Raw genomic sequence first — 25,862 nt, 5'->3', positions numbered from 1 at the left:
AACAACATGACATCTTCAACGAAATTCTCCCACGAGTGGATCGAAAAGAATCCCTGGCTGCTGATCGCGCTGGTGACGCTGGTGGTATCGGTCGGCGGCGCCGTCGAGATCGTGCCGCTGTTCTTCCAGAAATCGACCACCGAACCCGTGGCCGGCCTCACGCACTATTCGCCGTTGCGCCTGGCGGGCCGCGACATTTACGTGCGCGAAGGCTGCTATGCCTGCCATTCGCAGATGGTGCGCCCGTTCCGCGCCGAGACCGAACGCTATGGCCACTACTCGGTGGCCGGCGAGTTCGTGTTCGACCGCCCGTTCCAGTGGGGCTCGAAGCGCACCGGCCCCGACCTGGCCCGGGTGGGCACCCGCTACAGCGACGAATGGCACCGCACCCACCTGCGCAACCCGCGCGACGTGGTGCCGGAATCGAACATGCCCGGCTATCCATGGCTGGCCGAAACAAGGCTGGTCCCGCAGGACATCGTGCCGAAGCTGCGCGCGCTGCAGCGCCTGGGCGACGGCTACACGGAGGCCGAAATCGCGGCCGCACCCGCCGAACTGGCGGACAAGACGGAAGAAGACGCGCTGATCGCCTACCTGCAGGGCCTCGGCACGCTGATCAAATCAAGGAACTGACGCCATGAGCATCGAACACATTTTCGACAGCGCCAGCAGTGTGATGACGGTGGTCTCGTTCATCACCTTCGCCGGCATCTGCGCGTGGGCCTGGTCCACCCGCAAGCAACAGGATTTCGCGCAGGCCGCGCAGTTACCGTTCATGGAAGAAGTGCGGCACGAGGAGAAGCGCGATGTCTGATTTCACCAGCGAATTCTGGAACCTGTACATCGCCGTGCTGACGGTGCTGGGTATCCTGGGCTGCGGCGTGCTGCTGTACACGCAGTCCGTGCACAAGGTGTCCGCCGCGGATGCGGCCGCGGGCAAGGGGGTCGGAACGACAGGTCACGTCTGGGACGACGACCTGACGGAACTGAACACGCCGATGCCGCGCTGGTGGATGTGGCTGTTCTACCTGACGATCGTGTTCGGCGCCGCCTACCTGTTCCTGTACCCCGGCCTGGGCACCTACGCCGGCAAGCTGGGATGGCGCTCGGCCGGCCAGTACCAGCAGGAACTGGCGAAAGCCGACGAGGCCTATGGCCCGCTGTTCGACAAGTACCGCCGGCAAGACCTGAAGGCGGTGGCGGCCGATCCGCAGGCGCGCGCGATGGGCGAGCGGCTGTTCCTCACCTACTGCGCGCAGTGCCACGGCTCGGATGCGCGCGGCAACAAGGGCTTTCCGAACCTGGCGGACAGGGACTGGCTGCACGGTGGCGCGCCCGAGGCGATCAAGCAGACCATCATGCAGGGCCGCCATGGCGTGATGCCGCCGATGGGCGTGGCCATCGGTTCCGACAAGGATGTCGAGAACGTCGCGCATTATGTGCTGAGCCTTTCCGGCAGCAACGCGGCCGATCCGATCAAGAGCGTGTTCGGCAAGGGCAAGTTCACCGCCTGCCTGGCCTGCCATGGCGCCGGTGGTACCGGCAACCAGGCGCTCGGCGCGCCGAACCTGGCCGACAAGACCTGGCTGTACGGCGGCAGCGCCGACACGATCATGGAAACCATCCGCAAGGGCCGCGACAACACGATGCCCGCCTTCGGCGACTTCCTCGGCGAAGGCAAGGTGCACGTGCTGTCGGCGTACGTATGGGGCCTGTCCAACGACACGAGATGAAACAAGCCAGATGAAACGAAGTGAGACTGCCATGAACGCCCCCGTGCCGGAACAGGTGATCCGGATGTATGAAAAGCGCCAGCCGATCCATCCGCGCGAAACGGATGGCCGCTATGCGCGCCTGCGCTGGCTGTGCCTGTGGCTCACGCAACTGGCCTACTACGGCACGCCATGGCTCGTGTGGAACGGCCGCCAGGCCGTGCTGTTCGACCTGGGCACGCGCAAGTTCTACCTGTTCGGCCTGGTGCTGTGGCCGCAGGATTTCATCTACCTCGCGGCGCTGCTGATCATCTGCGCCTGGGGGCTGTTCCTGGTGACGGCGGTGGCGGGCCGCGTGTGGTGCGGCTTCGCCTGCCCGCAGACGGTCTATACCTCGATCTTCCTGTGGATCGAGCGCAGGATCGAAGGGTCGCGCGCCGCCCGCATCGCGCTGGACCGGCAAGGCCCGTCCGCCCGCAAGTTCGGCAAGCGCGTCGCCAAGCACCTCGCCTGGGGCGCCGTGGCGCTGTGGACCGGCTTCACCTTCGTCGGCTACTTCACCCCGGTGCGCGAACTGGGCACCGGAATCGCCACGCTGGCGCTGGGGCCGTGGGAATGGTTCTGGGTGCTGTTCTACGGCTTCGCCACGTACGGCAACGCGGGCTGGCTGCGCGAGCAGGTGTGCAAGTACATGTGCCCGTACGCCCGCTTCCAGAGCGCGATGTTCGACCGCGACACGCTGATCATCACCTACGACACGGGGCGCGGTGAACCGCGCGGCAAGAAGGCCACGGGCGGCGCCTGCATCGATTGCACGATGTGCGTGCAGGTCTGCCCGGCCGGTATCGACATCCGCAACGGCCTGCAGTACGAATGCATCGGCTGCGCCGCCTGCGTGGACGCGTGTAACAGCGTAATGGACAAGGTCGGCCAGCCGCGCGGCCTGATTCGCTACAGCACCGACCGGGCCATGACGGCGAACCTGGCGCCGGCAGAGATCCGCCAGCGGGCACTGCGCCCGCGCGTGCTGGCGTACGGCGCGGCGCTGCTGGCCATCACGCTGGCGGTCGGCTTCGCGCTGGCCACCCGCACGCCGCTGAAGATGGACGTGATCCGCGACCGCGGTTCGATGGGCCGCGAAGTGGACGGCGGCGCGATCGAGAACGTGTACCGGCTGCAGATCATGAACACCTCGGAGCAGCCGCACCGCTACCGGATCGCGGCCGCCGGGCTGCCCGGCCTGGCGCTGGCGACGGACGACGTGGTGGCACTGGCCGCCACCGAAACGCGCGCCGTGCCGGTGCGGGTGCGCGTGCCAGGGGAGGCACTGCGGGGCGCGGGCAAGACCGGCTCGAACCCGATCACATTCACGCTGACGGCGCTGGACGATGCGCGCCTGGCCGTCGAAGAACCCGCGGTCTTCATCGTGCCGCGCTGAGGAGATGACCATGCAAGCGATGACGATGTCCGCCACGCCCTGGTACCGCGAGCGCTGGCCTTGGCTCCTGATGGCCGGCCCGGCCGCCGTGCTGGTGGCCGGCTTCTATACCGGCTGGCTGGCCTTCGCGCAGCAGGACGCGCTGGTGGTGGGCGACTATTACAAGCGGGGCAAGGCGATCAACCAGGATTTGCGGCGCGACCGCACCGCCGCCGCGCTGCATGCCGCCGCCGCCCTGCGCTACGATGCCGCGCACGGGGTATTGCACGGCCGGCTATCGGCCAGCGCGCCGCTGCCCGGGCCCTTGCACGTGCACCTGGCGCACGCCACCCAGCCGGAGAAGGACTTGCGGCTCCTGGTGCGGCCCGATGCCGGCGGCAGCTTCGCCGTGCCGCTGCCGCTGCTCGAACGCAGCCGCTGGACCGTGCTGGTGGAAGACGAGCGGCGCACCTGGCGCCTGGAGGGGCAGTGGCAGTGGCCGGTGGAGCGTGAATTGACGCTGGCGGCTTCGGAATAAAGCAGGCGCCGCTGCTGCATCAAGCTGCATCGGTTGGCCGGCGAATACCGGTGGAAGCGCATGCATTCACCCCAAAGGCGAAGGACTGGGGTCAGACCCGTGGGGTCTGACCCCGGCATTTGCACTTGGGGTGGGCTTATCTAAGCGGCATCACGCGCAGGTCTCGGTCCCCGCCGTGATTGCCTTCAGCCGGGGCAGGTCGAGCACCTTGACCTCCCGGTTCGCCACCATCAGCAAGCCCTGCTTCTTGAACTTGTTCAGCAGCCGGCTGATGCTCTCGATCGTCAGCCCCAGGTAGTTGCCGATATCCTCGCGCGACATGCGCAGCTGGAACTCGGTGCTCGAGTAGCCGCGCGCCTCGTAGCGCGAAGCCAGGTTGACGAGGAAGGCGGCGAAGCGCTGTGTCGCCTGCATATTGCCCAGCAATAGCATCACGCTTTGCTCGCGCGTGATTTCCTGGCTCATCATGCGGTGGAAGTGGCGCAGCAGCGTGGGCATGTCCACCAGCAGCTGTTCCAGGCTGGCGAAGGGGATCTCGCAGACCTCGCTGTCTTCCAGCGCCAGCGCGCTGCAATAGTGCCTGTCGGTGCTGATGGCGTCCATGCCCAGCAGTTCGCCGCCCATCTGGAAGCCCGTCACCTGTTCTTCGCCGTTGGCGTTGATCTGGTAAGTCTTGAAATGGCCGAGCCGGATCGCGTACAGGTTCGTGAACGGCTCGCCGATACGGAACAGGTTCTCGCCCTTCTGCACCTTGCGGCGGCGGCCGATGATCTTGTCCAGCTTGTCCATGTCGCCCATGTCCAGCCCCATCGGCAGGCACAGCTGGTGCATGCTGCAGGTCGAGCAGCGTGCCTTGAGGATCTCGATCGTGGCGCCGGGCAGGGTCAGGGATGGCAGCTCATGCATCATTGTCGGGTCCGATGTCATCGTCCATTGTCGGTTGACCTCCAGTGTACTTGATCCCGCCTCGATCCCGCCTCGATCCCGCTGTCCGGGCAACCGCGCAACTTGCAGCTTGCGTGCCCTTCCGCACAGTGCGCCAGCGGGGAAGCGGCGCATAGTGTCCCGACAACATCGGGGCGGGGGAGACAATGCGTCCGCTTGGTATCAAAGCGAAAGTCGCGCTGGCGACGACCGTCACGTGCATCGTGATGATCGCGCTGGTCACCGTGCTGCAGGCCCGGCGCATGCAGGAGGATTTCACGCGCGTGCTGTTTGCCCAGCAGGATGCGCTGATCGCGCGCACCGCGCTCGAGGTGGATGAAAAGATGACGCTGCTGCGTGACATCGTTGCCGAATCGGCACGCTGGCAGCCCGGCGACATCTGCGCCGATCCGCCCGCGCTGCGTGCCCACTACGACTACCGCGCCGTCCTTCGCCTGTTCGATGACATCATCGTCGTCAGCCCGGCCGGCACCATCGTGGCCGATATCCCCGCGCTGCCGGGCCGCCCCGGCGTCAGCGTCACGGACCGCGCGTACTTCCAGCGGGTCATGCAGGAAAAGGCGCCCCTGATCGCGGAACCGGTGATCGGCAGGGCGAACCGGCAACCTGTCGTGCAGATGGTCGCCCCCGTGCTCAGCGAGGAAGGCGAGGTGGCCTGCGTGCTGATCGGCGTGCTGCGCCTGTACAAGAACAACCTGCTGGGCCACCTGCGCACGGCCAAGGTGGGCCGCACCGGTTACTACTACATCGTCACCGGCTACGAACCATCGGTCTACGTGGTGCACCCGGACCCTGCCCGCCTGCTGAAGCCACGCGGCCAGGAAGGCTATGCCGCCACCGTGCTGGCGATCCGCGGAGGGTTCGAAGGCACCACGATCAGCACCGACGGCCGCGGCGTGCGCGCGCTGCTCAGCTACAAGCGCCTGAAGACCGTCCCATGGATCCTGATCGCCAACCTGCCTGCCGAGGAAGCGTTCGAGCCGTTCGACGACCTGCTGGTGCGGCTTGCGCTGTGGGGCACGCTGGCTTCGCTCGTCACCGCGGCCGTCATCACCTTTATCACGCTGCGGCTGATGTCGCCGCTGATGCGGCTGCGCGATGCGATCGGCACCTTGCGCGGCACGCCGGGGCACTTCGCCCCGCTGCCGGTCACGTCGCGCGACGAGATCGGCGAGCTGACCGGGGCCTTCAACGACCTGATGCGCGAACGCGAGGCGGCCGACGCCCACGCCCGCGACCTGATGGCCGAGCTGGAAACCCGCGCCGCCGAGCTGGAACGGGCACGCGACCGGGCCGAGGCGGCCAACCGCGCCAAGAGCGATTTCGTCGCCAACATGAGCCACGAGATCCGCACGCCGATGAATGCCGTGCTGGGCATGGCGCAACTGCTGCAGAACACCGACCTGGCGCCGCAGCAGCGCAAGTACCTGCACATGATCCGCACCGCCGGCGATTCGCTGCTGGGCATCCTGAACGACGTGCTGGATTTTTCCAAGATCGAGGCGCAGCGGATGGAATTGTCGCCCGTCGAATTCGACCTGGACGAATCGATGAGCACCCTGGCCACGACGATGACGATGAACGCCGGCGAAAAGGAACTGGAGCTGGCCATCGTGGTCGACCCAGAAGTGCCGCGGCTGCTGCGGGGCGATGCGCTGCGGCTGCAACAGGTACTGGTGAACCTGGCCGGCAACGCGATCAAGTTCACCGCGCACGGCGAGGTCGTGGTCGAGGTGAGCCTGGTGGAGCACGGCGGCGGAGAGGCCGACGCGGTGCTGGGCTTCGAAGTGCGCGACACGGGCATGGGCATGAACCCGGAACAGCTGTCGCACCTGTTCCAGGCGTTCACGCAGGCCGACGAAAGCATCACACGCCGCTTCGGCGGCACGGGGCTGGGGTTGGCCATCACGCGCCGGCTGATCGAACTGATGGGCGGGGAAATCCATGTCGAGAGCGAACCGGGCAAGGGCAGCCGCTTCTGGTTCACGCTGCCATTCGGCGTGCTGCCGCGGCTGGAGGCGCCGCGCAAGCCGGCCGCCGGCCATCTCGCCGTGCTGGTGGCGGACGACAATGCCACCAGCCGCAACCTGATCGGCCGCCTGATCCGCACCTGGGGGTGGGAGGCGGACCTGGTCGATTCCGGCAGTGCCGCGCTGGCGATGTTCACGTTCCGCATGCGCACCGGCCGGCCATACGACGTGGTGCTGGCCGACTGGCACATGAGCGGCCCGGACGGGAATGCCCCCGCCGCGGCGATCCGGCGCGAGGCCGACGGGCACCGGCAGCCGATCGTGGTGATGCTCAATGCCTTTGCGCGCGAACGCCTGGAACAGATTTCAAGAAGCGCGGAAGCCGATGCGGTACTGGTCAAGCCGATCACCAGTTCCACGCTGTTCGATGCGCTGCACCAGGCCCTGGCGGCAAAGGGCGGCGGCGGCGAACTGGTGCCCGCCAACGCCCAGGGCCATGCGAACCGCCTGCAAGGCGTGCACTTCCTGCTGGTGGAAGACAATCCGCTGAACCAGGCCGTGGCGCGCGGCATCCTGGAACATGCCGGCGCCACGCTGGACGTGGCCGGCGACGGCCAGCAAGCCCTGGACGTGCTGCGCATCGACGCGCAGCGCTACGACATCGTGCTGATGGACATGCAGATGCCCGTGCTGGACGGCTTTTCGGCAACTGCCGCGATCCGCTCGGAACTGGCGCTGCGCCTGCCGGTGATCGCGATGACGGCCGGCGTGCTGGCCTCCGAGCGGGAACGCTGCATGGCGGCCGGCATCACCGACTTCATTGCCAAGCCGGTCGTCGTCGACGAGATGATGATGGTGATCGAGCGGCACCTGCCGGCGCGGCGCAGGCCGGCCGAAACGCCACCGCCGGCGGCCAAGGCGGCTGGCCCGCTGGTGGAGCCAGCCGCGGCGCAAGGGGGCGAACCCGTGTTCAGCATGGACAGCCTGGGGCGCGTGATGGGCCGCGATCCGAAAGGCCGGGCGCTGATGCGCAGGATGGTGGAAAGCGCCCTGGAAGGCGGCATGGCGCCGGCCGACGAAGCGGACCGCGCGCTCGCGGCCGGCGATGTGCAGGCGGCGGCGAACACCTTCCACGCGCTGCGCGGCGCCATCGGCGTGCTGGGGGCGAAACGCCTGATCCGGGCCACGATGGATGCGGAACTGGCGATCGCGGAATTGCCCGCCAGCGAACTGGCGCCGCATTTCGCGGCCGTACGCCATGAGCTGGCGCTGGTCCTGGCAGCGGGCCGCGCGTGGCTCGACCAGGCCGAGATGGCGGAAAGCTAGGCGCTGGCGTACCTGCGCCGCGCCACGCTAGCGGTTGCGATGGTTGAACAGCGCGCCGGCCGCCAGGCCGATGGCGAAAGCGCCATACACCAGCGCCAGGGAACGCTTCGACAGGCGCACGTCGAAGCCGGGCTGCAGGCGCTGTGGCGTCAGCTTGTAGTCGACGAAGCAGGCCACCGCCGATGCCGCCGCCGCCGAGGCCAGCTTGGAGGCCACGCCGGGCTTGTCGAAGATCTTGCCGGCGGCCTGCTCGAAGATGCTGGCCCAGAAATGCGAGCTGGCATGGTGGATCGCATAGCCGGTCAGCGTGTATTTCCAGGTGGGCTCGTCATGCACGAAGGCCCTGTCGCCCCACACCATGTGGCTGACCGCGTTCGCTCCCGCATACGGGCTGCCGGTTTCCTGCTTCGAGCGCAGCGCCAGCGCGCCTGTCGACGCCAGGCTGGCCAGTGCACCCGGCATCATGCCCTTGATGATGACCTGCTTCCAATCGTCCATGCTGTCCTCCAAATATTTGCAATTCTTCGTACACTGGGTCCCTCATGACGACGAGGACCTCCGATGCTGATCCTGCTCACCGGTTCGACCGGTTTTCTCGGTTCCCGCCTGTTGCCGCTGTTGCGCGCCAGGGGCCACCGCGTGGTGTGCGCCGGGCGCCGCGGCCAGCCCGGCTGCGACTTCATCGCGGCCGATTTCGCCCACGATAGCGAAAAATCGCACTGGGTGGCGCGCCTGTCCGGCGTCGACGCGGTGATCAACACGGTGGGCATCATTCGCGAGTCGCGCGGGCAGACGTTCGCGCGGCTGCACTCGGAAACGCCGCGCGCGCTGTTCGCCGCCTGCGCCGAGGCCCGCGTGCGCCTCGTGGTGCAGGTCTCGGCGCTGGGCGCGGACGAAGCGGCCACCACGCCGTACCACCTGAGCAAGAAGGCGGCGGACGATTTCCTCGCCACGCTGCCGCTGCGCTCCCGCATCGTGCAGCCGTCGCTGGTGTACGGCCCGGAGGGCGCCAGTGCCCGCCTGTTCCGCATGCTGGCCACCATGCCGTTCGCGGTGCGCTTCGGCAGCGCGCCGCAACCGGTGCAGCCGATCCACGTGGACGACGCGTGCCAGGCGATCCTGGCGCTGCTGGAGGAAACGGGCGGGCCGCGCAGCATGCGGGTGCCCCTGGTCGGCCCCGCGCCGCTGCCGTTCATCGGCTACCTGGCCACGCTGCGCCGCGCGCTGGGCCTGGGCCGGCTGCGCGTGCTGCCGCTGCCGGGTGCCGTGGCGCGCGGCGCAGCCTGGCTGGGCGGCTTCGTGCCGGGCAGCCCGCTCACGCCGGACACGCTGCGCATGCTCGCCCGCGGCAACACGGCCGATCCCGCCATGACGTCGCGGCTGCTGGGCCGCCCGCCGCGCGCTGTGGACAAGTTCATTACTCATCCACAGGCGGAACGCCGCGCGGCGCAACTGGACTGGCTGCTGCCGCTGCTGCGTATCAGCCTGGCGATCGTGTGGATCTGGACGGCCTTCGTCTCCGCCTTCGCGTGGCCGGTGGAAGACAGCTACCGGCTGCTCGAGCGCAGCGGCATTCCCGCCATGCTGGCGCCGCTGATGCTGTATGGCGCCAGCGCGCTCGATCTTGCGTTCGGCATCGGCACGCTGGCGCTGCCGCCGCGCTGGCGCCCCCCGCTGTGGCTGGCGCAGATCGCGCTGATCGGCTTCTACACGGTCGTGATCGCGCTGCGCCTGCCGGAATTCCTGTGGCACCCGTATGGCCCGCTCAGCAAGAACCTGCCGATGCTGGCGGCGATCTGGCTGCTGTACGAACTCGAAAAGGGGAAGACCTGATGGAATACCTGGTGGTGAAGTGGCTGCATATCCTCAGTGCCACGTTCCTGTTCGGCACCGGCATCGGCTCGGCATGGTATCTGCTGTTCAGCGTCGTCAGCCGCAACGTGGCGGCCATTGCCGTGGTGTCGCGCATCGTCGTGACGGCCGACTGGCTGTTCACGGCCACCACCATGGTCGCCCAGCCATTGACGGGCTTTTACCTGATCCACCTTGCCGGCTACCCGCTGCACAGCAAGTGGATCATGTGGTCGGTGATCCTGTTCGCCATCGCCGGGCTGTGCTGGTTCCCGGTGGTGTGGCTGCAAATGCGGCTGCGCGACCTGTCGGCCGCCGCCGCGGCGAACGGCACGCCCTTGCCGCCATTGTTCTGGCGTTATTTCAGGATCTGGGTTGTGCTGGGCGTTCCGGCGTTCTTCGCCTTCCTCGCAGTGTTCTGGCTGATGGTGGCCAAGCCCATGTAAAGTCTTTCGAAAATTTCGATAATAGGACGGCAATCTTTCCGTTTTTGTTTTCTACCCGACTTGTTCATACTTCATTCCATCGACGCAGCGCAGACGAAACAGCCAGGAAAACACGGCAGCGTAGCGCGGCGCCAGACTTTCGAAGATATCGACAATCATTTAATCCCAGGAGAAAACATCATGCCAATCGCCAAAGCCCAACCCGGTAAAACCCTGCTGAACGGCGCGGACCACACGCTGATCCTGATCGATCACCAGTCGCAGATGTCGTTCGCCACCAAATCGATCGATGCCACCGTGCTGCGCAATAACACCGCGCTGGTCGCGAAGGCCGCGGCTGAATTCAAGGTGCCGACCATCCTCACCACGGTGGCCGCCGAATCGTTCTCCGGCCCCATCTACGACGAAATCCAGTCCGTGTTCCCGGACCAGAAGCCGATCGACCGCACCACGATGAACACGTGGGAAGACCAGCGTATCGCCGACCGCGTCAATGCGATCGGCAAGGACCGCATCGTGCTGGCCGGACTATGGACGTCGGTGTGCATCGTCGGCCCCGCACTCTCCGCGCTGGACCAGGGTTTCGAGGTGTACGTGATCACCGATGCCTCGGGCGACATCACCGAGGAAGCGCACGAGCGCGCCGTGCAGCGGATGGTGCAGGCCGGTGCCCGCCCGATCACGTCGCTGCAATACCTGCTCGAACTGCAGCGCGACTGGGCCCGCGGCGACACCTACGACCAGACCGTGAAAACCTCGGTCCAGCACGGCGGTGCCTACGGCCTGGGGCTGGTCTACGCGAAGTCGATGTTCAACGCCTCGGAAGGGCATTGATGGCGGGCGCGCCCGGAGCGGGAGGGTCTCCGGGTGCCGCTTTCCACCGGGCGCCGCTGCTGGCAGTGCCCGGTAGCTGGTACTAGGGCGCGCGCCGCAGCAGCGCGGCCAGCCGATCGAGGTTCTGCTCGTTGGCACCGGCCACGAAACGCGCTACCTTCGCGCACTCGGCAGGGTCGCCGAAATGCATCGTCCAGCGCAGCCGCGTCTTGCCGTCCGCATCGGTGAACTCGAACGTGGCGCGGAACGCATGGCCGGAGACGTGGTCGAACACGATCCGTTCGCCCGGCACGATGTCCACGAAATGCGATTCGTTCGGATAGGTCGTGCCGTCCGGCCCGTGCATCACGAAGGTCCACGCGCCGCCCGCCGTGAAATCGAAACCCTGGAAGGTGCTCGTGAAGCCTTCCGGGCCCCACCATTGCGCCAGCTGTTCCGGATCGCTGAAGGCGGCGAACACCCGCCCGCGCGGCGCATCCAGCACGCGGGTCGTCACGATGTTGCAATCGTCCATGCTGCCGTCGTCCATGCCGCGTTCGCCGTCCATATTGCACTCGTCCATGTTTTCTCCGCTCGCGATCTTTGCGTCATTCGGTTGCTTCATTCGGTTGCTTCATTCGTTTGCAATATTCTAATGCGATATGATCGGCGTTCGATGGAGGACACATGGCCAACCCGCTGCTGAACCTGCCGCCGCTGGATGCCCTGCGCGGCTTCGTGGCGGCCGCGCGCCGCCTCTCCATCACCGCCGCGGCACAGGACCTGTGCCTGACGCAATCGGCCGTCAGCCGCCAGGTCCAGGCGCTGGAAGACCGGCTCGGCACGCCGCTGTTCGTGCGCGGCAACCGCGCCATCGCGCTGACGTACGCCGGCCGGCAACTGTTCGACCTCGCCTCGCCATGGCTGGACCAGCTGGCCGAACTGTCCGACACGCTGAAGCAGGCCACGCCGCACCCGGTAACCATTTCCGCCAGCATCGGCGTGGCCGGCCTGTGGATCCTGCCCCGGCTGGGCGCGTTCCAGGCGGCGCACCCGGACCTGGACCTGCGCCTGGCCACCAGCAACCGGCTGATGGACCTGCGCCACGATGGCGTGGACCTGGCGATCCGCTACGCGCCGCCATCGGCTGTTCCGGCCGATGCGGTGCGTCTGTTCGACGAGGACGTGGTGCCGGTCGCCAGCCCGGCGATCGCGGCTGCCGCCTTCGCGGCGCCGGATGGCCTTTCGCGCCAGGTGCTGCTGGACCTGGACGAACCGGGCCGTCCATTCCTTCAGTGGGCGCCGTGGTTGCAGCGGCATGCCTTGCCGTACCGTCCGCCAGCCACGCTGCGCTTCAACCAGTACGACCAGGTGATCGCGGCCGCGCTCGACGGCAACGGCGTGGCACTGGGCCGGCTTGCGCTGGTCCTGCCGATGCTGAAGGATGGCCGGCTGGTGGCCCAGATGGCGCGGCGCACGCGGGTCGACTACGCCTACTGGCTGCTGCAGGCCACCGCACAGCCGCGCCACGAAGTCGCCCTGGTGCAGGCATGGCTGCAAGGGCAGGTCGACATCACGTCACAGGAACTGGCGCAGCTGGCCGGCCAGGCCGGCAATGGCGGTGGCGGCGCGTCGCAGGCGGCTTGAAGGCAACCTCACCTCCAGCTCGAAATCGACCTGGCGCGTGCGCCGCACGCTCGACAGGTGCGTCGCCTGCACCGCCCGCAGCTCGGCCGCTTCATCCCGCTCCAGCAGGCGATCGATCCCGTCGCCGCCGGTGATCCACAGCGTGCCGCCCAGGCAGCGCACGCGGACGGTGCCGCGTGCCCGCAGCGTGGCCTGTTCCATCGGTTGCAAAATCAATCGCATGATGCCCTCCGCATGATGCCCTCCGCATGATGCCCTCCATTTTGCAGCGATTGTGCGGCACCGGGCGGCATGCCTCAAGCGCGAAACCGGCATCGGCCGCATGCGCGGCACGCATGGCTCGCATGCCCATTCGCCGCTGGTGGCAGCGTGCCGTGCAGCGCTATGCTGGCGTTTCACCAGGAGGATTGCATGGACAATGTACTGATCGTGACCGGCGCCACGCCGGCGGCGGACTGCAGGGAACGGCCATGAACGCTTTCCGTACCGCGAAAGCCCATGCCCCGCTGGCCGCCGTGCTGTGCGGCGGCATCATCGTCGGCCTGGCGCTGGGCATGCGCCATGTACAGGGCCTGTTCATGCTGCCGATGATCGGCACGCGTGGCTGGGGGCGCGAAGCGTTCGCGCTGGCCATCGCGCTGCAAAACCTGGTATGGGGGCTGGCGCAACCGGTCACGGGCATGATTGCCGACCGCTGGGGTGCGCGCCGGGTATTGGCCGCCGGCTGCGTACTGTATGCGCTCGGGCTGTACCTGATGGCGCATGCCGCCACCAGCATGGAACTGGCGCTGTCGGCCGGCCTGCTGATCGGCGTGGCGCTGTCCGGCACCACGTTCGGTGTCGTGTATGGCGCCATCAGCCGCATCGTGCCGCCGGCGCGGCGCAGCTGGGCGCTCGGCATGGCCGGCGCGGTCGGCGGCGTCGGCCAGTTCGCCATGGTGCCCGCCACGCAGCAGCTGATCGGCGGCCTGGGCTGGATGCTTGCGCTGACGGTGTTCGCCCTCGTCCTGGCTTTGGCGCTGCCGCTCGCATGGCCGCTGGACGACCGCCAGGCCGCCTCGCCGGACCGGCAGGCGCAGTCGATGGGCGGCGCGATCCGCGAAGCGTTGTCGCACCGCGGCTTCTGGCTGCTGAACCTGGGCTTTCTCGCCTGCGGCTTCCAGCTTGCGTTCATCGCCGGCCACTTCCCGGCTTTCCTGATGGACCAGGGCCTGCCGCCGCAGACTGGCGTGGCCGCGCTGGCCATCATCGCGCTGGCCAACGTGGCGGGTACTTACCTGTGCGGGCAACTGGGCGGCATCTACCGCCGCAAGTACCTGCTGGCCGGCCTGTACCTGGTGCGTTCCGCCGCGATGCTGGCGTTCGCGCTGCTTCCTGTCAGCACGGCCAGCGTCTACGCGTTCGCGTTCGTGATGGGCCTCACCTGGCTCGGCACCGTGCCGCTGACCAATGGCCTGGTCTCGCAGGTCTTCGGCGTGCGGTACCTGGCCACGCTGTTCGGTTTCGTGTTCGTCGGCCACCAGCTGGGCGGCTTCCTCGGCATGTGGCTGGGCGGCGCCGTGTTCGATGCCACCGGCTCGTACAACACGATGTGGCTGCTCGCGGTATTGATCGGCCTGGCCGCCGCCGCGCTGCACTGGCCGATCGACGACCGTGCCGTGGCGCGGCTGCAGGCGGCGTGATGAAGCGCCGCGAGTCGCTCGGCCACATCGCGGCGGTGCTCGCGCTGTGCGCCGTGTGCGCCTGGGCCACCGATGCGCTGCTGGACCCGGCCAGCGTGCTGGCGCTCGCCGCGATGTTCACGCTGTGCTAGCGCTTAGTTCGCTTGCGCCGTTACCCGAATTTGGTTAACATCGCGTTCAACAACGCCACCTGTTCAAACCGAGAACGAGAAATTGTTCAAAGTACTGGTGGCTTTTCTACATCTATGGTCTTCACACTGATCCCTTACACCAAGCCTTCCCGCACTGCGCGGCAGCTGATAGGGAAGTTGCAAGCTCAAGGCTTGGTTGTGAACGATATTCCCGCTACGGAAGCGTTCCTGGGACGAGTAAATTACTACCGTTTCCGCGGCTATTTATATCCTTACTTTGATCGGGCAAAGGCCAGACCGTGGCAATTTGCCGCGGGCACCAACGTCGAGCAAGCTCGACAAATGTATTGCTTCGATGAAGAGCTGCGTCATCTGCTTTTTGGCGTCCTTTCTCAAATCGAAGTTTTATTTCGCACGAAACTGGACGCCACAATGTCGCTCGCGTCAGGCGATGGATTTTGGTATCTCGAGCAGAAATGGTTTCATCGCCAGAGGTATCCGCAGCGAATCATCGACAGCCTTCATGCCGACTTCACCCGAAGCAAGGAAGAATTCGCGCAGCACTATCACCGTTCTTACTACAACCAAATTTCTTCATCTCACAAAGGCTTGCCGCCATTCTGGGTCGTTGCTGATCTCACTACGCTCGGGCAGATAAGGGAAATTTTCAGGGCATTGGATCAGCATGCAAAGGCGTTTGGCCACACTGCTGGAACACCTGTCAGTACATCGCTCGACAAAATGGCGCAAACATTGGGTGCAGCCAGTTTCGACATATTGCTATCCTGGATCGACGCATTGCGTGCGGTCAGGAATCTATGTGCACATCACACACGCTTATGGAACAGAAATCTGGCGGCACCGAGAAGCATAGACGTGCCAAACATTGTCAGCGTCTCTCCAGTAGGCAGTGGCCATCGAAACGCCCACAATACAACCTACACAGCCATCCTTGTCATACGGCAGATCAGCAAGATTTCGGGGCTCGTTGAAAACATCAAGGACGGCCTCAATCAGCTGTTAAAAAAATACCCGGAAGCTGATCGGGTCAAGACATCGATGGGGATGCCGGATCACTGGGAAACCTGCAGGATCTGGAGACCATAGACCCTGCATGCCTTTGCAGATCAAAGCGACTTCGCCGCCGTGCGCGCGATCTCCACGAACGCCTGCACGGCCGGCGCGGCGCGCGATAGATTACGCAGGATCAGCCCGACGCGCCGGCGCGCCGTGGGCCGCAGCGGCCGCGCGACGATGCGCGGATGCGTTTCCGCCATCGCGTGCGGCAGCGCCAGCTCGGGCATCACGGTGACGCCGTCGCCATTGTCGACCAGGCCCAGTACCGTGACCATCTGCGACATGCGGTAGCGCACGTGCGGCGCCAGCGCGGCATTGGCGAACAGTGGCTCGACCAGCGCCGAGCAACCCTGTTCCGGCATGATGAAGGGAATGCCCACCAGCTCATCCAGCGTAACGGACTTCTTGGCCGCCAGCGGGTGATCGCGCTGCAGCAGGGCCACCAGCTGGTCTTCGACCAGCGGTATGGTGTCGAAGCGGTCGTCCGGCAGCACGGCGAAACCGACATCCACGCGGCGGTCCGCCACCCACTGGATGACGGCGGCGTCCGGCCCCTCGTCGATCTGCACTTCGATGCCGGGATAGCGCGCGCGGAACGCCTGCAGGATCGCCGGCAGAAGTTTCAGCGACGACGTGGGGCCGAACGAGCCGATGCGGATCAGGCCCTGGTTCAGGCCGCGCGCCACCGAGGCATCCTGCCGCATCGCTTCCTGCAGGCCAAGGATCTCGCGGGCGCGCAGCAGCAGGCGGCGGCCCAGCTCCGTTACCTCGACGGCGGCCTGCTGGCGTTCCACCAGCTGCACGTCGAGTTCCTGTTCGAGCGAGCGGATGGCGTGCGAGACGGCGGACTGGCTGATGCCGAGACGCAGCGCAGCGGAGGTGAAGCCGCGCATCTCGGCCACCATCACGAAGATTTCCAGTTGGGTGAAGGTCATGGCTGGGGTATGGCTCCGGTTATGGCTCCGGTTATGGCTATGGTGATCCGGCGGATGAATCGGCCCATGAGCTTTTGCTCATTTGCCTATGAGTTTGGATTAGCAATACTGTATAGCTTCCCCAACCCCGGATGCAAGCGGAACATGAACAGCCCTCTCCTGAAAAACAATCTCGTGTACGTGAAACTCGTACTGGTCACCCTGTTCTGGGGTGGCACATTCATCGCCGGCCGCATCGTCGCCCATGCGCTGCCGGCTATGACGGCCGCCGCGCTGCGCTTCGCCGTGGCGGCGGTCCTGCTGCTGCTGGTCGCATGGATGAAGGAGGGCGGCCTGCCGCGCCTGAGCGGCAAGCAGATGGCGGCCACCGCGGCGCTGGGCCTGACCGGCATCTTCCTGTACAACCTGTGCTTCTTCGGCGCGCTGGGGTCGATGCCGGCCGGGCGCGCCGCGCTGTTCATCGCGCTGAACCCGATCGTGACCGCGCTGGCCGCCGCCGTGCTGCTGCGCGAACGGCTGCATGCCGTGAAGTGGGCCGGCATCGCGCTGGCCTTTGCCGGCGCGGCGATCGTCATCACCCGGGGCGACCCGATGGCGGCCCTGCATGACATCGGCCAGTCGCTGGGCAAGGGCGAACTGCTGATGCTGTGCGCGATCAGCAGCTGGGCCGCGTACACGCTGGTGGGCCGCGCCGCGCTGAAGGGCCTGACGCCGGTCGCCGCCACCACCTATGCCGCGCTGTGGGGCTTGCTGTTCCTGCTGGTGGGCGCGGGGCGCGACCTGGTGACGCTGCAGTGGAGCGCCATCGGCTGGCAGGTGTGGGGCAGCCTGGGCTACCTGGGCGCGTTCGGCACCGTGCTGGGCTTCGTCTGGTACTACGAGGGCGTGAAAGCGATCGGCGCATCGCGCACCGCCGTGTTCAACAACCTGGTGCCCGTGTTCGGCATCGGCCTGGCGGCGCTGCTGCTGGGCGAGCAGGTGCTGGCATCGATGGTGGCCGGCGGGGTGCTGGTGGCGGCCGGGGTGACGCTGACGAACCGCTGAACCGTTCACGTACTCGCGCACCTGTTTGCCGCTTTTGTGCCGCCCGGTATCGTGCGATGGCGGCGCGGCGATCTCCCTATCATGACGCGATCTGAAGGGAGGAGAAAGCATGCGGTACCTGATCCTGTTGCTGCTGGTGGCGCAGCTGGGCGGCTGCGCCACGGTGCTGTCGGACAGCGAGCGCACTGCCGTGGCGGGCAAGACCTATGTGATCACCGGTGCTTCCAGCGGGTTCGGCAAGGGCGTCGCGCTGGAGCTGGCGGCATTGCGCGCCAACGTGGTGCTGGCGGCGCGCCGCACCGATGCGCTGGAAGCCGTGGCGGCGGAAGCGGAGGCGAAAGGCGGCAATGCGCTCGTGGTGACGACGGATGTCAGCCGCCAGGAAGACGTGCAGCGGCTGCTCGATGCGGCGCTGGCGCGCTTCGGCCGCGTCGACGTGTGGATCAACAACGCGGCCGTGGGTGCCATCGGCGCGTTCGATAGCGTCCCGCTGGACGACCATGCGCGCATCGTCGACGTAAACCTGAAGGGCCTCATTTACGGCAGCCATGTGGCGATCCGGCAGTTCCGCAAGCAGGGCGCGGGCACGCTGGTCAATATCGGCTCGGTGGAAAGCGTGATCCCGCAGGCCTATCACGCAACGTATTCGGCCACCAAGGCGGCCACGCTGTCCCTCGGCCGCTCGCTGAACGAGGAATTGCGGCTGACCGGCGCCGGCAACATCGCGGTGGCCACCGTGCTGCCGTGGGCCACCGATACGCCGTTCTTCACGCACGCCGCGAACTACAGCGGCGGCACGCCGCGCATGCCGCTGATGGACGAACCGCAAAAGGTGGTGGATGCGATCGTGTGGGTGTCGGTGCACCCGCGGGAAGAACTGGCCGTGGGGTGGAAAGCCAAGGCCGCGTACGCCGGCGCGCGGCTGGCGCCCGACCTGGCCGAACGGTTCTCCGCCAATGTGGCCCACCATTACCAGTACGAGACGGCGCCGCCCGCATCGGCCACCGCCGGCGCGGTACACCGGCTGATGCCAGGTTCCACCGGCATCGATGGCGGCCACCGCGAACGCATCGAACGCGAGAACGAGGAACGCGCCGCGGCCCGGCGCGGGGATTGACCGTTATTGCTTGCCGGTGCCGAGCGTCTTCAGGTAATCCTCGTACACGTCGTACATGCCGCCGAAACCGCCTTCCATGGAGGCATGGCTGGCCAGGAAGATGGCGTTCTCAGCCGTGCTGGCATTCAACGGTGCGGAGTGCAGCGTGAAGGCCGTTTTTCCGTTGTCTTCCTCCAGCGTGACGGTGTTCAGCACTTCCAGTGGCCACATGGGCAGCAGCGGGTAGCGGATGCGGTTGCCCTGCTCGTCCGCGAAGCCGTTCACGAAGGCGAAGCGCTGCGGCGGCTCGATTTCCTGGAAATCGAAACGGCCCCACACATCCATGTCGGCCGTGCCGCCGCGCGGATGCATGCAATAGTGGAAGATGCCGCCGGGCCGCACGTCGGCCCGCGCCACCGTGATCGTGCATTCCTTCGGGCCCCACCAGTGCCGCAGGTGGTCCGGGTCGGTCATCGTCGCGAAGACCAGGTCGCGCGGCGCGTCGAACACGCGGCGGATGGTGAGTCCAACTTCGTCAGCGTTTGCCATGCTCGTTCTCCTTAGTTTGCACTTCAGCCAGGTAATCGTCGAGGCGGTCCAGGCGCTCTTCCCACAACCGGCGGTACTGGCCGATCCAGCCGCTCGCCTCGCGCAGCGGCGCCGCTTCCAGGCGGCATGGCCGCCACTGCGCATCGCGGCTGCGCGAGATCAGGCCGGCGCGCTCGAGCACCTTCAGGTGCTTCGTGATCGCCGGCTGCGTCATGTCGAACGGTGCCGCCAGTTCCGACACCGAGGCCTGCCCCCGCGCCAGGCGTGCCAGGATGGCGCGGCGGGTGGGGTCGGCCAGGGCCGCGAACGTCAGGCTCAATTGTTCGGAATGGAGAGATTGCTCGTCCATGGGGTAAGACCAAAAGCTTATTTAACCTGTTGGTAATGTAAGGCGCACAGCAGCGTGGTGTCAAGTCATTACCGTATCGCTTCAGTGCCGCAGCCTGAAATTCATGCGGAACGGGAATTCCTGGGTGCACGGCGTGCCGCCGCACAGCGCGGGCTTGTACTTTTCCAGCACCAGCACGTTGGCGATGACGGTCGTCAGCTGCGGGTCGGACGATCCGTACACCTTGATTTCGCTGGCGCGGCCATCCGCGCCGACGATGACGCCCATGTCGACGTTGCCGGCGATCTGCAGGCGCTCCTGCACGGCGGACATCGCCCGCATCAGGCTGCGGTAGCCGCGCGCGGGGAACGGCGGCTCGTCGCCGGGCGCCATGTGTTCATACATGCCGCGCAGGCGCGCCTTGTCCGTCTCGGACAATTCGGCATAGGTCTTGTCGGGCGGCAGGCTGAGGCGGATATTCTCGCGCTTGAGGAGGGTACCGGTGCGCGGCTCCTCCTCCTTCATGCGGTACTGCTGGGCGTGGGCGAGGCTGGTCGACAGTACCAGCATGGCGCCAAAGGCAAGAGCGATTCGCAAGTTGACGACTCCCTGGTGGAAACGCGGTTCATGACGCATCGATGTTCATCGAAAAACCAGCCATGATCAAATCGGCCAGGGTCCGGAAATCCAGGTGGCCCTTGATCGGCTTCATGCAACATCGCGGGGCCGCTAGCGGTAGGTTTTCAGCTGTTGGTTCTCCAGCGAGAAGCGGATGGCAAAAGGGAATTCCTGGGTACACGGTTTGGCATTGCACAGCGCCGGCTTGTATTTCTCCAGCATCAGCACGCTGGCGATCACCTGCGTCGTCTTCGGGTCGGGCGACTGGTAGACCTTGACGCTGTCGGCCCGGCCATCGGCACCGACGATCACGCCCATCTCCACCATGCCCTCGATCTGCACGCTGTTCTGGGCGGAACTGATTGACCGCATCAGCTTGCCATACCCGCGCGCCGGATACGGCGGCTCGTCATCCGGTCCCATGTTCTCGTACACGGCGCGCAGGCGGGCCTTGTCCGCCTCCGGCAATTCGGCATAGGTCTTGTCGGGTGGGAAGCTGATGCGTGCGGTACTACGGCGGAGATTACTGCCAGTCTGGGGATCGTCGGCTTTAATCGAGTATTCCTGGGCCTGCGCCAGCAAGGTCGACAGCGCCAGAACGGCGCCAATGGCAGGGATGATGCGCAAAATAAACTCCGCAATGGTAAATGCTGTTTATAGCGCATCACCCCCTGTCGAAAACTCACTATTTATCACACGGCAACTAATTTCCCAAAAACGGGGGACAGTCCCCGATTTTTGGCAACAATTTTGTGGTTTTTACACCGCATTCTTCTAACTGGCTTATCTGGCCAAGCGCGGCACGAATTTTTTGTCGGAATGCCGAAAAATCCCGTGCCTGCAAGAAAACTGTTGCTCAAAATCGGGGACAGTCCCCGGTGCGGGTGTTGTGGATTTACCACCCGGTGCCGGAGCAGTACTGTTCGACGTATTTCTGGTGCGACGGCAGCTGGGCCACGGTACGGTCGATGGTGCCGCTGATGTTGCCGAGGAAGCGGGCCAGTTCTTCATCGCCCATCAGGTCCGCGGTCTGGTGGTGCGAGGCGGGCAGGATGCCCTGGCCCAGCATCACCTGGATCCACGAGTTCTCGGCGAACAGTTCGTTCGGCACGCGGAACACGCGGCCGGTGTCGCGGAACAGGTCGATGCGGTGCTGCAGCGACGGCGGCAGCTTCATCGTGGCGGCGTCGCGCCAGTACGGCGTGTCGCGGCGGTTCGTCACGTTGTAGTGCAGGATGATGAAATCGCGGATGTGCTGGATTTCGTAGTCGGCCTGCTGGTTGAATTCGTCGATGTCGGCCTGGCTGATGCCATCCTGCGGGAACATCTGCATCAGCCGGATGATGCCGCGCTGGATCAGGTGGATGCTGGTCGATTCGATCGGTTCCAGGAAGCCGCTGGCCAGCCCGATGGCGATGCAGTTGCCCTTCCACGTCTGCTTGCGCTGGCCCGGCGTGAAGCGGATCACGCGCGGCGTCATCAACGGTTCGCCATCGACGGCCGCCTGCAGCGTGCGTAGCGCCGTTTCGTCGTCCGTGTAGCGGGTGGAGTACACCAGGCCATTGCCGACGCGGTGCTGCAGCGGGATCTGCCACTGCCAGCCCGCGTCGCGCGCGATCGAGCGGGTGTACGGCACCGCATCGCGCACCGATTTCGTCTGCAGCGCCACGGCGCTGTCGTTGAACAGCCAGTGCGACCAGTCCTCGTATTCCACGCCCATGGTCTGCCCGATCAGCAGGCCGCGGAAACCGGTGCAGTCGATGAACAGGTCGCCCTCGAGTTCGGCGCCGGAGTCCAGGCGCAGGGCGGTGATGTCGCCGCTCAGCAGGTTCTTGCGGACCTCGACGATCTTGCCTTCCACGCGCTGCACGCCATAGCGTTCCGAGAAGCGGCGCAGGAATTTCGCGTAGCGGCCGGCATCCATGTGGTAGGCGTAGTTCATGCCGTTGTTCGGCAGGTGCGCAAAGCGGTTCTTCAGGCCGGCCTTCAGTTCCAGGCAGTAGTCGCCGTAGTCGCCGGCGATGCCGCGCTCGCGGCCCTTGTGCCAGAAGTGCTGGAAGCCGGCCGTCCAGTGGTCGGTGCCGGTGGTGCCGAACGAGTGGATATAGTCCTCGTTCACGTTGCGCCAGTTTTCAAAGCTGATGCCCAGCTTGAAGGTGGCCATGGTCTCGGCCATGAACTCCTGCTCGTTGATTTCCATTAGGTGGTGAAAATTGAGCAGCGTGGGAATGGTGGCTTCGCCGACGCCGACCGTGCCGATCTCCTCGGACTCGATCAGCTTGATGTCCAGCAGCTTGCCCAGCGATTTCGACAGCCCGGCGGCGACCATCCATCCCGCCGTGCCGCCGCCGGCGATCACCACGCGGCGCACCGGTTTTTTCTGGCGTTGTTGTTCCATGTTCGTCTCCTTCTTGCCTTCTTGTAGTGGCTTCAGCGGTTCAGGCGCTTCAGCAGCTGGGCGCGCAGCGCGCGCGACATGTCCTCGGTCATCGGTGCCAGCATGCGCTGCGCGGCCGGCGGAATGTGGGCGGAAGTCTGTTCGTCGTGCTCGAACACGTAATGGCGGAACAATCCTTCCCACGCCTTGCGCTGCGCCGGCGGCAGGTCGCGGATCGTCATGATCGCGTACATCAGCGCGTTGGTCGCCGTATCGATGTAGTGCGGCGACTGGCGCCACCAGTAATTCACCAGTACGTTGAAGGCGTCGAGCGCCTCGACGTGGTGCCACCACATGCTGGGAATGAACAGCGCGTCGCCCGGTTCCATTTCGGCCACCTGGGCATGTTCCAGTGCCTCGGCAAAGCGCGGGAAGCGTTCGAAGTCCGGCGCATGCAGGTCGACCAGGCTGATCGCCTGCCCGGCCGGCGTGAAGTCCAGCGGCCCCACGTACAGGTTCGGCAACTGCTCGGGCGGGAACAGCGTGAAGCGGCGCCGGCCCGCCGTCACGCAGGCCAGGTTGTCCGGCGCGTCGTAGTGCGCGGCGATGCGCGTGCGGTTGCCGATCCAGATCGAGGCCAGTGGCTCGCGGCCGCCGCCCAGGTCGACGTCGTTCTCGGCGCGAAAACCGGGCAGGAAGGTATCGATCGTGGTGGAACCCACGTAGATCGCCGGCGGCTGCTCGTCGTTGCGATGCCCTTCCAGCTCGTCCAGCACGCCGCCCAGGGGCGCGTGCACGGGCCGGAAATTGAAGCCGGACAGGTCGTCGTTGTAGAAGAAGCGGCCGCCGATGTCCGGCAGGCCGAGCATCGCCACGACCGGCGCGCCGGTATAGAAGCGCTTCAGGTACGCGGACGCTGCTTCCTGCGATGCCTGCGCGGCGCGCACCATCGGCCACTGCGCCACCAGCCCGCGCAGCAGCAGCGGCTGCGTGGACGTCAGGATGCGGTCATTCAGGTCGCGCGGCGTGAGGCCGCGCAGTTCAGCGACGGGCAGCATGCTGCCGGTTCTTCCGGTCGATCAGCGCGCGGAATTGCGACAGCGACGCCAGCACCATGTGGATCGGCTGCAGGTAGCCGGCCCGGTGCAGCGCACCGATGGCTTCCGTGTCGAGCGCGTGCAGGCGTTCCTCGTGGATCGTGTAGAAGCCGGCGAGGCGGTTTTGCGAGCCGTCGTCCAGTTCGATGTCGAACACGAACGATTCCAGCAGCTCGTACTTCAGCAGCGCGTCGACGAAGGCCACGTTGCTCTGCAAGCCTTCGTGGATCGTGAACAGGATCGAGTTGATGCGTTCGAGGTATTCGGTGATGCCGCCGTGCGGCAGGAAGGCCGGCTCGCCTTCGGTACGGGAATCATCGGATTTAACTACGCGGGGGCTGTCCAGGTCCACGTGCACCAGCATCTCGTCGCCATTGCGGCCGATCAGGAACGGCTGGCGTTCGATCATCAGCGGGATTTCCGGTGCATCCCAGCCATCGGCTTTCAGGAACAGGTTTTCACCGGCCTGGAAGCCGAACAGCACGATCGGCTCGAAGCCGCGGCCATCTTCGGCCTTGCGGAACACGATCGGGTAATGCGCCTGCAGCGTGCGGAACTCGGCGGGGAAGGTGGCAACGTACATCTGCTCGTCGCCGAGGCCGGGGCCGTGGCGGGTGATGACCTTCAGGTCCTTGTGCTGGACGTTGTTCAGTAAAACGTGGTTCGTCATGCGTGTCTCGTCTGTTCTAGATTTTCTGTAGGCCGTGTAGGCGGATATGGTCGATCAGTTCGCGGTTCGACGGCAGCGCGCGCAGCATCTTGCGCGTGAGCTCGGCGGCTTCGCGGAAGTAGCCGCCGGCGCTGCCCGTGGAACCACGCCGCGTGATGCGTTCGCGGTCGGGCTGGAAGCCCATCCCGTACAGCACGTACTGCCAGCTGGCCGACGGGAAGACTTCCTCGATGCGGTTGAAGTCCAGGCGCGATGGCGGCCGGTGGCGCCACAGCGCCAGCAGTTCCTGCAGCCGCGCGGGAATCGTTTCGGCGCGGCGGTTGTCGTGCCAGTAATCCGAGGTACTGCGCGGATCCGTCCGGCCACTCAGCACATAGTGCAGCTTGAGGAACTCGATGACGCGCTCCCAGCGATAGGTAAAGGCGTCGTTGAAGCGGCGTGCCACGATGTCCATGGCCTCGCGCGTGGCCGGAAGATCGTCGCTGACCATCGCCGCCGACATTTCCACCAGCGCCAGCGCGGAAGCTTCCAGCGGTTCGATGAAGCCGGCGGACAGGCCGATGGCGACCACGTTGCGGTGCCAGAACTGCTCGCGGTAGCCGGGCTGGAACGTCAGCTTGCGCGGCGCGGGAATATCGTCCTTGCCGATATAGGCGCGCAGGTCCGCTTCCGCCTGTTCATCGCTCGTGTGCGCACTCGAATACACGTGGCCGATGCCGCGCCGGGTCGGCAAGCCGATATCCCAGATCCAGCCGGCACGCTGCGCGGTGGAGGTGGTCTGCGAGGCGATCGGGCTGTCGTCGCGCTCGTAGGGCACCTGCACGGCCAGCGCGCTGTCGTTGAACAGTATGTCCTTGCGGTGCAGCAGCGGCACGCCGTAGTGGCGGCCCAGCAGCAGCGACTGCATGCCGGTGCAGTCGATGAACAGATCGCCTGCGAGGGCGCCATGTTCCCTGGTCTGCAGCGAGGCGATGTCGCCATTGTCATGGCTGTTGACGGCGGTGACGTGGTCCGGCACGTAGCGCACGCCCAGCTTTTCCAGGCAGTGCTTGCGCAGGAACACGCCGAACTTGCCCGCATCGAGGTGATAGCCGTAGTTGGCCACGGCGGCGAATTCCGGCGTGGCCGGCTGCTTCGGTGCGCGGCCATGCACGCACAGGTGCGGCTGGAAGCTCACCAGGTCGGCGAACGGCACGCCCGGAACATCGCGCTGCCAGCTTTCCACCAGGTCGGCCTCGCCGAAGCCCTGGGGCAGCACGAACGGATGGAAGTAGTAGTCTTCCGCGCCGCCGCCGCTGCGCCAGCCGTTGAAGCGGGATCCCTGCTTGAACGCCGCATCGCACTCGCGGAAAAACGCCGATTCGGACACGCCGAGACGGTGCAGCGTGTCGCGCATCGATGGCCAGGTGCCCTCGCCCACGCCGATCGGCGCCACGTCCGGCGATTCGACCAGCGTCACGGTAAGCGCTGGATGGTCGGCGGCAATGACGCCGGCGGTCAGCCAGCCGGCCGATCCGCCGCCGACGATGACCACATGGTTGACCAGGCTGGAAACGGGCGGCTGGGACATGGGGAACCAAAATGAAAAGGTGG

At 66.0% G+C, this 25,862-nt stretch carries 28 protein-coding genes; 15 read left to right on the top strand and 13 right to left on the bottom strand.

Annotation, left to right across the window (positions count from 1 at the left end; translation table 11 throughout):
- Positions 1-6 precede the first annotated feature (6 nt).
- From ccoO to EYF70_RS29195, 5 genes are read left to right on the top strand one after another with little or no spacing between them, the layout of a single operon-like run.
- A complete protein-coding gene (gene ccoO / locus EYF70_RS29215; protein ID WP_131148509.1) occupies positions 7-633 on the top strand; it encodes a cytochrome-c oxidase, cbb3-type subunit II in 627 nt (208 codons plus the stop codon).
- A 4-nt stretch (positions 634-637) separates the two neighbouring features.
- A complete protein-coding gene (locus tag EYF70_RS29210; protein ID WP_131148508.1) occupies positions 638-814 on the top strand; it encodes a cbb3-type cytochrome oxidase subunit 3 in 177 nt (58 codons plus the stop codon).
- Positions 807-1,733, top strand: a complete 927-nt coding sequence (gene ccoP / locus EYF70_RS29205; RefSeq protein WP_131148507.1) for a cytochrome-c oxidase, cbb3-type subunit III — start codon at positions 807-809, stop codon at positions 1,731-1,733. Before EYF70_RS29210 ends, ccoP begins: the two co-directional genes overlap by 8 nt.
- Before the next feature lie 31 nt (positions 1,734-1,764).
- Positions 1,765-3,150: a cytochrome c oxidase accessory protein CcoG gene (ccoG, locus tag EYF70_RS29200; protein WP_131148506.1), complete on the top strand. Its 1,386-nt coding sequence runs from the start codon at positions 1,765-1,767 to the stop codon at positions 3,148-3,150.
- Between the two features lie 10 nt (positions 3,151-3,160).
- Positions 3,161-3,667 carry a FixH family protein gene (locus EYF70_RS29195; RefSeq protein WP_229420611.1) on the top strand — a complete coding sequence of 169 codons (507 nt, stop codon included), beginning with the start codon at positions 3,161-3,163 and terminating at the stop codon, positions 3,665-3,667.
- A gap of 150 nt (positions 3,668-3,817) precedes the next feature.
- On the opposite strand, the gene fnr is transcribed toward EYF70_RS29195, so the two are convergent.
- Positions 3,818-4,576 carry a fumarate/nitrate reduction transcriptional regulator Fnr gene (gene fnr / locus EYF70_RS29190; protein WP_131148504.1) on the bottom strand — a complete coding sequence of 253 codons (759 nt, stop codon included), beginning with the start codon at positions 4,574-4,576 and terminating at the stop codon, positions 3,818-3,820.
- A 182-nt stretch (positions 4,577-4,758) separates the two neighbouring features.
- On the opposite strand from fnr, the gene EYF70_RS29185 reads away from it, so the two are divergent.
- Positions 4,759-7,908 (top strand): response regulator, encoded by a 3,150-nt coding sequence (locus tag EYF70_RS29185; protein ID WP_131148503.1) that lies wholly within the window; start codon positions 4,759-4,761, stop codon positions 7,906-7,908.
- Positions 7,909-7,935: 27 nt separating this feature from the next.
- Here EYF70_RS29185 and EYF70_RS29180 read toward each other — a convergent pair whose 3' ends face one another.
- Entirely contained in the window at positions 7,936-8,406 is a 471-nt protein-coding gene (locus EYF70_RS29180) for a hypothetical protein (RefSeq protein ID WP_131148502.1), read from the bottom strand.
- A 63-nt stretch (positions 8,407-8,469) separates the two neighbouring features.
- On the opposite strand from EYF70_RS29180, the gene EYF70_RS29175 reads away from it, so the two are divergent.
- The 3 genes from EYF70_RS29175 to EYF70_RS29165 all read left to right on the top strand — a co-directional run bounded on the left by EYF70_RS29175 (position 8,470) and on the right by EYF70_RS29165 (position 11,039).
- Entirely contained in the window at positions 8,470-9,741 is a 1,272-nt protein-coding gene (locus EYF70_RS29175; protein WP_131148501.1) for an SDR family oxidoreductase, read from the top strand.
- Positions 9,741-10,205 (top strand): DUF2269 family protein, encoded by a 465-nt coding sequence (locus EYF70_RS29170; RefSeq protein ID WP_131148500.1) that lies wholly within the window; start codon positions 9,741-9,743, stop codon positions 10,203-10,205. The genes EYF70_RS29175 and EYF70_RS29170 overlap by 1 nt, the downstream gene beginning before the upstream one ends.
- Before the next feature lie 180 nt (positions 10,206-10,385).
- A complete protein-coding gene (locus EYF70_RS29165) occupies positions 10,386-11,039 on the top strand; it encodes a hydrolase (RefSeq protein ID WP_131148499.1) in 654 nt (217 codons plus the stop codon).
- Positions 11,040-11,121: 82 nt separating this feature from the next.
- Here the strand turns inward: EYF70_RS29165 and EYF70_RS29160 are convergent, their stop codons facing one another.
- A complete protein-coding gene (locus tag EYF70_RS29160; protein WP_229420610.1) occupies positions 11,122-11,601 on the bottom strand; it encodes an SRPBCC family protein in 480 nt (159 codons plus the stop codon).
- Between the two features lie 104 nt (positions 11,602-11,705).
- On the opposite strand from EYF70_RS29160, the gene EYF70_RS29155 reads away from it, so the two are divergent.
- Positions 11,706-12,665, top strand: coding sequence for a LysR substrate-binding domain-containing protein (locus EYF70_RS29155; RefSeq protein WP_131148498.1), 960 nt, complete (start codon positions 11,706-11,708; stop codon positions 12,663-12,665).
- Here the strand turns inward: EYF70_RS29155 and EYF70_RS29150 are convergent.
- The gene (locus tag EYF70_RS29150) at positions 12,597-12,887 is read right to left on the bottom strand and encodes a hypothetical protein (RefSeq protein ID WP_131148497.1); all 291 of its coding nucleotides are present in this window, start codon (positions 12,885-12,887) and stop codon (positions 12,597-12,599) included. The two genes, EYF70_RS29155 and EYF70_RS29150, sit on opposite strands and share 69 nt — an antisense overlap.
- A gap of 248 nt (positions 12,888-13,135) precedes the next feature.
- On the opposite strand from EYF70_RS29150, the gene EYF70_RS29145 reads away from it, so the two are divergent.
- Genes EYF70_RS29145 through EYF70_RS29140 form a run of 3 tightly spaced genes read left to right on the top strand, consistent with a single transcriptional unit; the run spans position 13,136 to position 15,585 of the window.
- Positions 13,136-14,347 (top strand): MFS transporter, encoded by a 1,212-nt coding sequence (locus EYF70_RS29145; protein WP_131148496.1) that lies wholly within the window; start codon positions 13,136-13,138, stop codon positions 14,345-14,347.
- A complete protein-coding gene (locus EYF70_RS31870) occupies positions 14,347-14,478 on the top strand; it encodes a hypothetical protein (protein ID WP_259772410.1) in 132 nt (43 codons plus the stop codon). Before EYF70_RS29145 ends, EYF70_RS31870 begins: the two co-directional genes overlap by 1 nt.
- 12 nt (positions 14,479-14,490) lie before the next feature.
- The gene (locus EYF70_RS29140; protein WP_131148495.1) at positions 14,491-15,585 is read left to right on the top strand and encodes an Abi family protein; all 1,095 of its coding nucleotides are present in this window, start codon (positions 14,491-14,493) and stop codon (positions 15,583-15,585) included.
- A gap of 20 nt (positions 15,586-15,605) precedes the next feature.
- Here the strand turns inward: EYF70_RS29140 and EYF70_RS29135 are convergent, their stop codons facing one another.
- Positions 15,606-16,490, bottom strand: a complete 885-nt coding sequence (locus tag EYF70_RS29135; RefSeq protein WP_131148494.1) for a LysR family transcriptional regulator — start codon at positions 16,488-16,490, stop codon at positions 15,606-15,608.
- A 144-nt stretch (positions 16,491-16,634) separates the two neighbouring features.
- On the opposite strand from EYF70_RS29135, the gene EYF70_RS29130 reads away from it, so the two are divergent.
- Complete coding sequence (locus tag EYF70_RS29130) at positions 16,635-17,534, top strand: DMT family transporter (RefSeq protein WP_131148493.1); 900 nt, start codon at positions 16,635-16,637, stop codon at positions 17,532-17,534.
- A 109-nt stretch (positions 17,535-17,643) separates the two neighbouring features.
- A complete protein-coding gene (locus EYF70_RS29125) occupies positions 17,644-18,651 on the top strand; it encodes an SDR family NAD(P)-dependent oxidoreductase (protein ID WP_131148492.1) in 1,008 nt (335 codons plus the stop codon).
- 3 nt (positions 18,652-18,654) lie between these two features.
- Here EYF70_RS29125 and EYF70_RS29120 read toward each other — a convergent pair whose 3' ends face one another.
- The 8 genes from EYF70_RS29120 to EYF70_RS29085 form a co-directional block, all read right to left on the bottom strand.
- The gene (locus EYF70_RS29120; protein WP_131148491.1) at positions 18,655-19,179 is read right to left on the bottom strand and encodes an SRPBCC family protein; all 525 of its coding nucleotides are present in this window, start codon (positions 19,177-19,179) and stop codon (positions 18,655-18,657) included.
- A complete protein-coding gene (locus EYF70_RS29115) occupies positions 19,166-19,528 on the bottom strand; it encodes an ArsR/SmtB family transcription factor (protein ID WP_131148490.1) in 363 nt (120 codons plus the stop codon). The genes EYF70_RS29120 and EYF70_RS29115 overlap by 14 nt, the downstream gene beginning before the upstream one ends.
- Positions 19,529-19,609: 81 nt before the next feature.
- Positions 19,610-20,104, bottom strand: a complete 495-nt coding sequence (locus EYF70_RS29110) for an energy transducer TonB (RefSeq protein ID WP_131148489.1) — start codon at positions 20,102-20,104, stop codon at positions 19,610-19,612.
- A gap of 132 nt (positions 20,105-20,236) precedes the next feature.
- Complete coding sequence (locus tag EYF70_RS29105) at positions 20,237-20,752, bottom strand: energy transducer TonB (RefSeq protein WP_131148488.1); 516 nt, start codon at positions 20,750-20,752, stop codon at positions 20,237-20,239.
- 268 nt (positions 20,753-21,020) lie between these two features.
- On the bottom strand, positions 21,021-22,523 hold the full coding sequence (locus EYF70_RS29100) for a tryptophan halogenase family protein (protein ID WP_131148487.1): 1,503 nt from the start codon (positions 22,521-22,523) through the stop codon (positions 21,021-21,023).
- A gap of 32 nt (positions 22,524-22,555) precedes the next feature.
- Entirely contained in the window at positions 22,556-23,560 is a 1,005-nt protein-coding gene (locus EYF70_RS29095) for a cupin-like domain-containing protein (protein ID WP_131148486.1), read from the bottom strand.
- Positions 23,544-24,269, bottom strand: coding sequence for a SapC family protein (locus EYF70_RS29090; RefSeq protein ID WP_131148485.1), 726 nt, complete (start codon positions 24,267-24,269; stop codon positions 23,544-23,546). Before EYF70_RS29090 ends, EYF70_RS29095 begins: the two co-directional genes overlap by 17 nt.
- A gap of 16 nt (positions 24,270-24,285) precedes the next feature.
- Positions 24,286-25,839, bottom strand: coding sequence for a tryptophan halogenase family protein (locus EYF70_RS29085; protein WP_131148484.1), 1,554 nt, complete (start codon positions 25,837-25,839; stop codon positions 24,286-24,288).
- Positions 25,840-25,862 lie beyond the last annotated feature (23 nt).

It is taken from the genome of Pseudoduganella albidiflava, assembly GCF_004322755.1.
In the GTDB taxonomy this organism is placed as follows: Bacteria; Pseudomonadota; Gammaproteobacteria; order Burkholderiales; family Burkholderiaceae_D; genus Rugamonas; species Rugamonas albidiflava.
This window is presented reverse-complemented; position numbering and strand designations above follow the sequence as displayed.